Consider the following 598-nt stretch of genomic DNA (forward strand, 5'->3'; position numbering starts at 1 on the left):
GATCGATCGCAAACTGCTCTTTTGGTGACAGCTGCTCACCAACAAACATATCAGACATGGTCATTTGATTGGCAGAGCCAAACGCGTTCACATATTCATAGTGTTTGAAAGGTTCTGTTTGGAAAGTAACGACGAGCGAATCGGCTGGGATTTGCGCCAATAGTGAGCTTGAACCGCTCTGAGGAAGGTTATTTTGGTACAGGTACCCAGCGGCCCCCGCTGCTGCGACCACTGCTGTAGCCAATAGTAGTTTTTTCACGACCAACTCCGTTGTTAGTTATATCGGTTCGTAAATGCGTTATGCATTCGAGTTTTAAGCCTTAATAAATCGAGTTCTGTAGAGACGAATTACAGTTCTCCTACACCGCCAAACACTGGCTAATGAGTGCTCTATCGACATATCAACCGTCATCATAAAGATCCGTCGCCAGTTATCAATTTAATGAATATTAATTTCTTAAAATATCCGCAATTTATAGGATAAACCGTGAAGTATGTTGAATTGCACATTCATACTATTGGTAATTTCGTCACTCTAAAGTGCCAAACATGCAACACCGACCAAAATTAACCCAACATTAAATCCGCACTGAGTCTT

At 42.0% G+C, this 598-nt stretch carries 1 pseudogene; it reads right to left on the reverse strand.

Annotation, left to right across the window (positions count from 1 at the left end):
* Positions 1-259 (reverse strand): annotated as a pseudogene (locus R7093_RS26570) (hypothetical protein); the annotation flags it as partial.
* Positions 260-598: the final 339 nt, after the last annotated feature.

It is taken from the genome of Vibrio sp. 1580 (assembly GCF_033340055.1).